This window comes from Haloferax sp. Atlit-6N (genome assembly GCF_003383195.1).
Taxonomy (GTDB): Archaea; Halobacteriota; Halobacteria; order Halobacteriales; family Haloferacaceae; genus Haloferax; species Haloferax gibbonsii.
Genome location: NZ_QEQJ01000009.1, coordinates 42,395 through 51,232, shown reverse-complemented (window position 1 = coordinate 51,232; position 8,838 = coordinate 42,395). Strand labels below are relative to the sequence as shown.

10 protein-coding genes and 1 pseudogene are annotated in these 8,838 nt (G+C 64.0%); all 11 read right to left on the bottom strand.

Annotated features, from left to right (window positions below):
* Window positions 1–420 (bottom strand): annotated as a pseudogene (locus tag DEQ92_RS20570) (hypothetical protein); the annotation flags it as partial.
* Window positions 420–710 (bottom strand): hypothetical protein, encoded by a 291-nt coding sequence (locus DEQ92_RS20565; RefSeq protein ID WP_199522948.1) that lies wholly within the window; start codon window positions 708–710, stop codon window positions 420–422. The pseudogene DEQ92_RS20570 and the gene DEQ92_RS20565, both read right to left, overlap by 1 nt.
* A gap of 61 nt (window positions 711–771) precedes the next feature.
* Window positions 772–1,083, bottom strand: a complete 312-nt coding sequence (locus DEQ92_RS20560) for a hypothetical protein (protein ID WP_115821667.1) — start codon at window positions 1,081–1,083, stop codon at window positions 772–774.
* A gap of 14 nt (window positions 1,084–1,097) precedes the next feature.
* Complete coding sequence (locus tag DEQ92_RS20555; RefSeq protein ID WP_233516918.1) at window positions 1,098–2,339, bottom strand: hypothetical protein; 1,242 nt, start codon at window positions 2,337–2,339, stop codon at window positions 1,098–1,100.
* On the bottom strand, window positions 2,336–3,322 hold the full coding sequence (locus DEQ92_RS20550; protein ID WP_233516917.1) for a hypothetical protein: 987 nt from the start codon (window positions 3,320–3,322) through the stop codon (window positions 2,336–2,338). The genes DEQ92_RS20555 and DEQ92_RS20550 overlap by 4 nt, the downstream gene beginning before the upstream one ends.
* Window positions 3,323–3,466: 144 nt before the next feature.
* Window positions 3,467–4,228, bottom strand: a complete 762-nt coding sequence (locus DEQ92_RS20545; protein ID WP_115821664.1) for a hypothetical protein — start codon at window positions 4,226–4,228, stop codon at window positions 3,467–3,469.
* Entirely contained in the window at window positions 4,225–4,527 is a 303-nt protein-coding gene (locus DEQ92_RS20540) for a hypothetical protein (protein WP_115821663.1), read from the bottom strand. Before DEQ92_RS20540 ends, DEQ92_RS20545 begins: the two co-directional genes overlap by 4 nt.
* A 9-nt stretch (window positions 4,528–4,536) precedes the next feature.
* Window positions 4,537–4,845, bottom strand: coding sequence for a hypothetical protein (locus DEQ92_RS20535; RefSeq protein WP_115821662.1), 309 nt, complete (start codon window positions 4,843–4,845; stop codon window positions 4,537–4,539).
* Complete coding sequence (locus DEQ92_RS20530) at window positions 4,842–6,548, bottom strand: hypothetical protein (protein ID WP_233516916.1); 1,707 nt, start codon at window positions 6,546–6,548, stop codon at window positions 4,842–4,844. Before DEQ92_RS20530 ends, DEQ92_RS20535 begins: the two co-directional genes overlap by 4 nt.
* A 9-nt stretch (window positions 6,549–6,557) precedes the next feature.
* Complete coding sequence (locus DEQ92_RS20525) at window positions 6,558–8,219, bottom strand: hypothetical protein (protein ID WP_115821661.1); 1,662 nt, start codon at window positions 8,217–8,219, stop codon at window positions 6,558–6,560.
* Window positions 8,220–8,834 (bottom strand): hypothetical protein, encoded by a 615-nt coding sequence (locus DEQ92_RS20520; RefSeq protein ID WP_115821660.1) that lies wholly within the window; start codon window positions 8,832–8,834, stop codon window positions 8,220–8,222.
* Window positions 8,835–8,838 lie beyond the last annotated feature (4 nt).

Sequence of the window (8,838 nt, the reverse complement as noted above, 5' to 3'; positions counted from 1 at the left end):
CTCGTCGTCCTTGTCGTAGACGCGCCCGGCGTCGTCGAGGTCGAGTTTCTCGAAGAGCTTCTTGCGCTTGTAGCGGTCGAACCCTTCGTAGAAGACCTCTGGCGGGAGGTAGTTCCGCTTGAGGAGGGCTTCAGCGAGGCGCTCGGCATCGTAGATCACCTCGAAGTCGTTGCGAGCTTCGAGGGCGTGAACGCCCATGTTTGCGTTCTCGACGTGGTCGGAGTCGAGGAACGTTGGGAGGAGGGCGAGATAGACCTGGCCCCGCTGGAACTTTGCGGGGCCATCATAGCCTGCTCGCTCGCGGATGTCGACGTCCGCTTTCATCGACTGGCTGCCGGTGTATCGAAAACCGACGAACTCGACTTCAGCGTGGCCTTTTTCTTCGAAGTTCTGTGCGCTCTTGAGGGTCGTGACTGGCATTAGTGACGCTCCGTAGTAGTGGTGGTTGTGTCGGGCTCGTCATCGTCGTCGACGTCATCAGATGGCCCGTGGTCGTGGTCGGTGCTGTTCGTTCGGTCTCGTACCGCGATTGTCTCGACGTGGCTCTCCCGACAGACTTCGACGACATGGCCGTCCGTGACTTCGAGGACAGTCAGGTCGCCATCGTAGACGTAGAGGTTCCGTTCTCCGTCACGGGCCCAGTGAGTGCCCTCGACTCTGCGAAGGTACTCGAAGCCCTCGATGAGAACGGTCACGGTGATCGGTTCCACGTCGGGCGTGTCGGAGTCGTCTGACACGGCAGTAGTGGTGGTAGTTGCGTTAGTCATCTGTCTATACGGCGGTGGTGTCGCCGACGTCGACGCCGGTCTGGTCAGTCGCCCAGCCTGGCTCGGGATAGTCGTGCGCGCCGCCGCAGTGGTCGCACGCCTGGCGGCCGCGGCACGTGCAGCCGGCGTTCAGTTCGATAGCGACCGAGACGGCACCGTCCTCGAGGCCGGCAGCGTACGGCGTCGACCGTGCTCGACAGTCGTCGCGAGCGCGGACTGCGTCGACGGCAGTCTGGACGTCGGACGTTGTGTGGAGTTGGGGAATTGCCTTCGCGAGGATCTTCGCGAGGGCGATGAGGATGCTGGTTCGAATCATGCTCGTGAGCGCGGTTACTCCGCGAGGTCGCGAAGCAGGCCACACGAGGCGAAGTCGCGGTTGATGACCTCGTGGTTGAGGAGCATGAGCGCTTCGTCGCGGTAGTTGCCGGTCGCGAGGTAACCCTGCGACTGGCCACGGCCGGCCGTCTCGGTGTACGGCGCCGTGAACTGCTCGATCGACAGCCGCGGCTGGCCGCGGATCGTGTCCGTCGGAACGATGAAGATCGACGAGATGTCGCCGTGCTTGATCGCGTGCTGGTTGCCGATGATCGGGATACCGTCGTAGTCGCGGTAGCGAGCAGTCCCGGAGAGACCGCGGATGGACTCCGCGTCACCGACGCTCTCGGTCGTGTAGTCGGCCATCGCCGCCACGTTGCGGACGTTGTTCCGCTCGGCCGCGAGGTCCGATAGCACGCCCGCGGTGTCGTGGCCCGTGAGGATGGCGACGTCGTTGTAGACGTCGACGCCCGCGAACTCGTTCATCGAGTTGAGGAACGAGCTGAACAGGTCGTTCGTCAGCTGCCGAGTGCCGGACGCACCGTTGTGGTCGACGTACGAGTCGGCCCACGAGTCGGCCGAGCGGTCGACGCTCCCGTAGTCGAGGTCGCCGTCGTTGTAGGCGTTCCCGTTGGGGTCGACTGCGTTGGCTTCCTCGTCGCTCGACGCGATGACACGGTCGAGGGTCGTGATCTCGTCGACGCTGTCGTACTGAGGGTCACCCTGGAAGACAGGAGACGCGATACCGTCGCGGTCGATCGCGAGGTCGAGCTGTTGCTCCTGCAGCTCCCAGAACTCCTCGAAGCCGACGGCGTCTTCGATGGACGCTCGGATCTGCTGGAGGTCGGACACCTCGATGACGGTTTCCGAGCGCTTGGGGTCGTACTCGACTTCCTCGACACCCATGGTCTGGCCAGCCGGGACCGAGCCGCCCTCGGAGTGCGACTGGAGGTCGACGGGCGTGGTAGCGGCACGGAACGCCTTCGCGGTGACCGGGCCTTCGAGAGACGCGTTGAAGCGGTCGACCTGCGTGAGAGCGTTGTACCACTTGTGTTCGTCGTTGTACTGGGCGTAGAGCGTCGCGTTGAAGATCGAGTTGACGTGCGCCTGAGTGGACGTGTCGTACTGTGCCCGCTGGAGCAGGCCCTCATCCCAGTCCATCGGGACGTCCCCAAGAACGTTCGACTCGAGGAAGCGCTCCGGGGAGTTGCCCCCAGCGTAGCCCATCAGCGGGTGGGTGCTGGCGCGGGCGCTCATTCGTCACCACCCCCAGTGATCGCTGCCGACCCACCGACGGTCTTTGCCTCGCCACCGGGCGCCGTGGTCGTGGTCTGACTGGTCGAGACGAAGTCGCCCTTCTGGTCGACCGTCTGAACGAGCTTGTCCGAGAGTTCGTCGCTCTCGGTCATCTTCTCGACCACTTGCTCAGCGAACTCGTCGTCGCTGGCCATCTTCTGGCCGAGTGCGCCAGCCATCTCGTCGAGGACCTCGTCGTTCGTGATCGCGGCCGCCACGTGCTCGTTGAACTCCGCGCTCTGGAGCATCTGGTCGACCGACGGCGGCTGCTGGCCACCGTTCTGGTCCGGCGGCGCGCCGGCGCTGGTGTCAGCGCCTGCGCCGTCGCCGTTGGAGCCGTAGCCCTCAACGCTCATGCCGGGGACGTTCTCGGCGACCCACTCGGCCGCCACTTCGTCGACGTCCTTGTTCATGGACTCCGCGTAGTTTTCGACCAGGCTTCGAGCCTCGGAGTCGCCGATCTCCTCGACGACGTCGATCGGGTTCATGTCCCCGTCAGTCTGCTTTTGGTCGACATCGGTACCTCCGTCGGTGTCGGTGTCACTCATGTGAGTCGTGTCCGTGTTCGTGTCTGCGTCTGCATCTGTTTCTTGCGCGTTGCCGTCGCCGTTCCCGGCTTTCTGGTCGGTGCCGTGGACAGAGTCGAACGCGTCGACCAGTCCAGAGGCATCCTGCTGTTCGCTGGCGTCGACTGTCGCAGACAAGACAGTCATCGCATCTTCTTCCGAGAGCGGCGTCCGAGAAGCGACTGCGCCAGCCGCGTCGCGCATATCTTTCTGGTCGACACCAGCGCCGTCGATCTCGGCGAGCTTCTGGTCGACCTCGTCGCTCATCTCGCGCAGTTCCTGTACAACGTCGTCGGGGTCGACATCGCCGTCGCCGGCTTTCTGGTCGACCGTCTGGAGGATCTCGAACGGCGAGGCACCCTCCGGAAGGCCATCCAAAACGGCTCGGGCTGTGTCGACCGAGCTGCTACTGTTGCTGAAAATTCCCATCGTCAGATGTGGCCTCGTCAAATCCCCCTCGAGAGCCTGGCCAGGTGCTCCGTCATCAGGGGGGTTGGTCGCCCGTCGCGACCGGTCAGTTAGTCAGTCTCGAAGGTGGTCAAGAAGCGAAGCGGCGAGCGAGTTGTCTTCGTCGCCGGCTTTCGGATCGCCCCGGAGCTTTTGCTCGACGCGACCAGTCAGCGAGTCGCGTCGACGGAGACGTCGGCAGAGCGATGCCTCGAGCACGTCGCCGTGCTTGAAGTCGACGACGTCGAAGTCGGCCGCCGGGTTCATGACGAGATCCTCGTGACCGATAGTGACGGCGTGGAGGTCACACTCGGTCGTGACGCGCGTCCCGTCAGGCTTCGCGACCTCTTGATTCGAGTAGACAGTGATGGAGTAGCCGCCGTAGTCGCCGTTGAGGCAGCGCAGCCGGGCGAGCTTGCTCATCGTCGTCTCGTTGCCGAGGTTCGCGACCAGCTGGAACGTGTCGCCGTCGACAACCGTCTGGTAGCGCTGGCCGTCGTCGGTCGTCCAGTCCCACAGCGGGACGCCAACCGGGACGTCGTCGTGCTTGTCGGAGATGATGCCCGGCTCGCGATCCGAGAGCATGAAGCGGTCGAGCGCGTCCCGGACGGCGTCCATCTGGATCTGCTGCCCCGAGCGGTCGACGATCTCGACCGACGCGGGGCCTTCGATGATGAAGTCCTCGGCGTCGAAGATGGGCTGCTCCCACTCGTCGAGGACATCCTCACGTGTGAGGCGGCGGTTGCGGACGCGCCCCGACGTGTCTGAGATGGACTCCCCAACCGCCGCTTTCGCGTCGACGCCGGCGTCTGGATGGTTGAGTACTTGAATGCTCATTGGCGAGAGTTCACCCGTGTGAGGTGTTCGAGCGTGCCCTCAGTAACCTGTTCGAGGTCCGTGAGCGAGCCGTAGATGCTCTGGTGAGGGTGCATGAGTTGTTCGTCGTCAGGCCAGGCGTCGATGTTCCAGTCTGCGATGGCCATCCCGCTCTCTAACTCGACGACGATAGCGAGAACAGAGTCGACGAAGTCATCATCATCGGGCGGGGCGAGGATGCGATAGAGTTCGACGCCGAACTCTGTCGAGTCTTCAGTGGCGAGCGCACGCCTGATCGTGGATGGGAGGTCAGATGGCATGGGTTCACCTTACAGCGCAGAGATCCACAGCGTGAGCGTGCCGGCGCTGGCCGTTGCCGAGACTGTTGCTCTGACTTTCGGGTCCGGGACCTCTTTCAGGATCTCGAGTTCGAGCCCCGTGGCCGTCGCAACATCCATCCAGTTGGTCCCGTCGATGCTCGCTTGGAGCGTGATTTCAGGGTCGCCGGTGACTGCGTCGTTCTCAGTCGTTCGGAGCGCCACCAGCTCTTGCTTGGAGATCTCGAGTTCGGTGCCATCGATAACTCCGGACTGGGTGACGTCAACCGTCTTCTCGTCGGTGTGGACGCTTCGTGTCATTGGTCGTTAGGAGTGGGTTGTTCGGGGGTCGTTGGGTCAGGAGGCGAGCTGTTCGGCGTCTGGTCCGGGGGTTCGCCCGGTGGTTGGCCTTGATCGGGTGGCGGGGCGTCCGCCGGCGCAGCGTTCCCAGTACTCTCGGGCTCGGCCGGGTCGATCTGCTGGTCGGGAATGATGAGCTGGCCGTCCTCGACCGAGACCTTCGTCCCGGTCTGCTGAGCGAGGTTGATGCCTTCGAGGACGTCCAGCGCCGATAGTGAAGTGTCGTCGCGCTCGGGATCGACGAACTTGAGTCGCCAGTCGAAGTGCCCTTCGACGCGCTCGATGAGACGGCAGAGCGTGTTCAGCGCTTTCTCGACGGTGTCTTGATGAGCGCTCGCGACGGCCGCGTTCGTGATCTCGAGTTGCTCGCCCTCGGCGTTGAGGCCGCCCGTGTCTGAGAGTTCGTTTTCGATGGCGTCGGAGATACCGAACATCGCTCGAATCTGCGACATGAGACGCTCGACCATCGGCTCGCGGCCGTTGATACCGGCGTCACTCGACAGGTCGAGCATCTCGATCTCGACGTCGTCGGGATTGCCTTCGTAGATGAGCCGGCCTTCCTCCCACGGGTTCTTCACCTCTTCTTCCTGGAGCGATGCGCGGAGCGACGACCGGACGTTTTTGCCGTACGCGACGAGGAACTTGTCGGGGAGCTGTTGGTCGTTCTGCGGGTTGAGGTACTGGAGCTCATAGTTTCGCGACCACTGCAGGATGGCCTGAAGCTTGATGAGCGGCAGGACCGGCGACCGGCCGTCGAGGCCGTTCAGAATGGGATAGTGCCGCGCCCAGTCGATGACCTCGTGCTTGAGGAACAGCCGCTCGATGTTGTCGTTGCGGCCGCCAACCTCGGCGTAGCCGACTTCCGCAAGTTTGGCGTGGCACTCGGGGCAGACTTCTTCGGGGACGTCGGCGTCGACGCCGTCGAACGTGAGGTCTGTGTGCTCCCAGTACTCGCCGCGGTGCGCCGGGCACGTCCACCAGCCACCGTGGCGGTTGTTCTCGTCGAGAACCGGCCGGACACGCAACGGGTCGGCATGAACGAGTTCCTCGATCTCGACCGCTTCCCACCGGCCACCTTCGGAAACCGAGCGGCCGGCAACTGTTGTCTCGCTGGTGACGTGCTGATAACGGAGCCGGGCAAGGACGGTCGACACGCCGTAGAACGACTGGAAGTCCTCCTCGTATTTCATCAGCGACGCCAGCGACTGGTCGTCGTCGTTGATCGTGTCGAACCGTCGCTCGTAGCGTTCCTTTTGTTCTCGCGACGGCGTCTCGAACTCCGTCCCGCCACAGACCTCGCACGTCTCACGCTCCTCGCCGTAGGACGTCCCACAGGATGTGCAGCGATGTGTGAATGCCGGGACGAGAACGGGGAACTGGTTCCGATACATCTCGTCTCGGAACCGCTTGACGGTCGTTGCGAGTTCCGTCGAGTTGAGCGTGAACGTCTGGAGGTCGATCGAGCTCCAGAGCCCGCCTTTGTCCGAGATGCGCTGTACGAGGCCGATTTTGTCTTCGCTCCGAGAGCGCCCGTCTGTAGACTGAGGCGTCGCGGCGATCTGTGCTTGGATCTTCTGTTCGACGCCGTCGGCGTCGGGCCAGTCGATTGCGACCAGCTCGCCGTTGTCGTCTTCGCCGAGTTTTGTTACTCGTGGCTCAGTCATGATATGATATCACCAGTTGAGATGTTCGAAGTCGTCGCCGGAGACACGGTTGACCGTGCCCTCCGGACCGCGGGACGCTATCTCGAGCGCGTCGAAGCGGTCGTCGTGAGCAGCGTCCGGGAACGGCAGCCACTCCTCGCGGATGAACGACTCCCAGCGCTCGTTCTCCTTCGATGCGACTTTGATCTTCCCCTGCTGGAAGCGGTTTGCCAGGCGCGTAAGGCGGTCTTCCTTCTCGCCGTTTGACGCCGTCGGGGTCACACGATACGAGGGTTCGTCGACGGCAGCCTCCTCGTACGTTTCGGGGTCTGCGATGACCTCTGCGATTTCCTCGCCGGCGAAGTTGCTCTCGACGAACAGCTCACCGATCGGAAGGCCAGAGAGGTTCGCGGCGATGAAGTCGGTCGCCGCTTCCTTCCACATGAACCCGCGGTCGCGCCAGACGTCGACGGCGTACTGCTGGTCGTTCTCACGGTCGTACGCGACGACGCCCAGCGCCCAGTAGTCGGTCTCGCCTCGCTGTTCGGCGGCAAGGTTGTTCGGGTTCGCGAAGTCGAGGCCAGCGTACCACTCCAGGGCGTCGTAGTCGTCCCGTGGGATGGGGTCGACAAAGCGGAGCCAGTCGAGGTCGAGGACGCGGCCGACCGCTGCCTCGGGGTTCTGCTGGTTCTCCGCGCGCCACAGGCCGGCGCTGCCAGCCTTCGAGACGACCTTCGTCAGGACCGTCTCGGGGCGCTCGAACTCGGGCCAGAGCGTCCGGAACTCCGTGTCGCCGGCGGGCTGGATGCCGTCGTCGATGATCTCGACTTCGGCGGGGACGTCCCGGATGGTCTCGTAGACGTTGCCGTCGGTCCCGTGGACCTCGAACGCCTCGTTCTCGATGACCTGCCAGTCGGGAGTGGCGCGCCATACGCGAGCGGCCCATCCCGGTCGCGAGACGTTTCGGGCAATGAAGTCGTCCCACTCGGGGTTGTTGGTCGTGAGGATGTGCTCGCGGTAGACGTCCTCGGGCGTCTTGCGCGTCCCGATGACGATGTTGATCGACTTGTGAGGGAGGACCGTCGCACCCTCTTTGGCGGCGACGTTGTCGGCGAACTCCTCGAAGTTCTCCGAGATGGTTCCCCGGAGCGCCGTCGTTTGGTTTGCGAGCGTCGCGATGTCGTCGTAGATGATAACGTCGTAGTGCGACCCCGTGTCCGACGTCCGAATCGACACGGGCTCGAGCGTCGGCTCGATGTTCGTGCGGCCGGCGTCAAGTTGGATCGTCGTTTTCGACTCGTCGTAGACGTCGACGCCGTAGCGTTCACACGCCGCCTCGATGGACGCGACCGCCGTCTTCGCCCGCTTGTTGGCGTGGTCCTTTTTGTGCGAGACGATGGCCATCCGGATGCTCGGGAAGTTGACCGCGAGCCATGCCGGGACGACCTCGATTGTCGAGACGGTCTTCGCGTAGTTCCGGGGCGCGAACAGCCCGAGGTTCTTCGGCGCCCGCTCGTCGAAGACGGCTTCCCAGATGTGCTGGTACCAGTCCTGGAGGTGACGCGGAGGCGCGAGGATGCCGTCGGTCCCGAGGTGCTTGATCGAGAAGCTGAGCGGGTGGGCTGTCGGACGGTCCCGGACGAGCTTCGCCAGCGACTCCGTGACCGCCGGCGTCGACGAGGTCGTCGCCATCTACTTCACCTCCCGGATCTCGTGGCGACACCAGTCGTGGACGACGTGCGTCGACGACGGTGGGTCCTTGACGAACCGGCGTTTGGCTTCTTGCATCAGGTCGACCAGTTTGTGATATGGGAGGCCCTCGGGCGGGACCTGCTGTTGGATCCACTCACACGCTGGGTGGTCGGGTTCGGGGCCACCCCAACGGAAGCGACGGCCGGCCAGCGGCTGTTCGCGATAGCCGCGCATCCGCGCCTGGAGGACGAGCTGGTTGAGATGCTGTCGCGCCGTCTTGAACGCCCAGCCGGGGTTGAGGTCGAACCGGTCGGCCATGTCCTCGGCGATCGAGTAGATGTCCCACGGCTCACTCCCGACGGCGTCGAGCCAAAAGTCCCGGTAGTCGCGCTTGCGGATAGGGTCGTGGTCGTCAGGGGTCGCCGGCGGCGACAGCGCGAACTCGAGGCGGACGACGTCGACGATGTTGTCTCGGACGAGGTCGGGCATGTACTGCGACCGTGCGAACTCCGGTTGCTCGTTGACGTAGCGCCCGAACCGTGCCTTCTGGTCGGCCGCTGTCTCGGAGCCGTCGCTGACGAGGCGAGCGGCGATGTGGAAGGCGAGCGGCGTCATGGAG

Bases quoted from the DNA above. Each gene is read 5' to 3' on its own strand.
- DEQ92_RS20540 (WP_115821663.1), bottom strand. From the start codon at position 4,527: ATGCCATCTGACCTCCCATCCACGATCAGGCGTGCGCTCGCCACTGAA.
- DEQ92_RS20555 (WP_233516918.1), bottom strand. From the start codon at position 2,339: ATGAGCGCCCGCGCCAGCACCCACCCGCTGATGGGCTACGCTGGGGGC.
- DEQ92_RS20535 (WP_115821662.1), bottom strand. From the start codon at position 4,845: ATGACACGAAGCGTCCACACCGACGAGAAGACGGTTGACGTCACCCAG.
- DEQ92_RS20530 (WP_233516916.1), bottom strand. From the start codon at position 6,548: ATGACTGAGCCACGAGTAACAAAACTCGGCGAAGACGACAACGGCGAG.
- DEQ92_RS20545 (WP_115821664.1), bottom strand. From the start codon at position 4,228: ATGAGCATTCAAGTACTCAACCATCCAGACGCCGGCGTCGACGCGAAA.
- DEQ92_RS20560 (WP_115821667.1), bottom strand. From the start codon at position 1,083: ATGATTCGAACCAGCATCCTCATCGCCCTCGCGAAGATCCTCGCGAAG.
- DEQ92_RS20525 (WP_115821661.1), bottom strand. From the start codon at position 8,219: ATGGCGACGACCTCGTCGACGCCGGCGGTCACGGAGTCGCTGGCGAAG.
- DEQ92_RS20520 (WP_115821660.1), bottom strand. From the start codon at position 8,834: ATGACGCCGCTCGCCTTCCACATCGCCGCTCGCCTCGTCAGCGACGGC.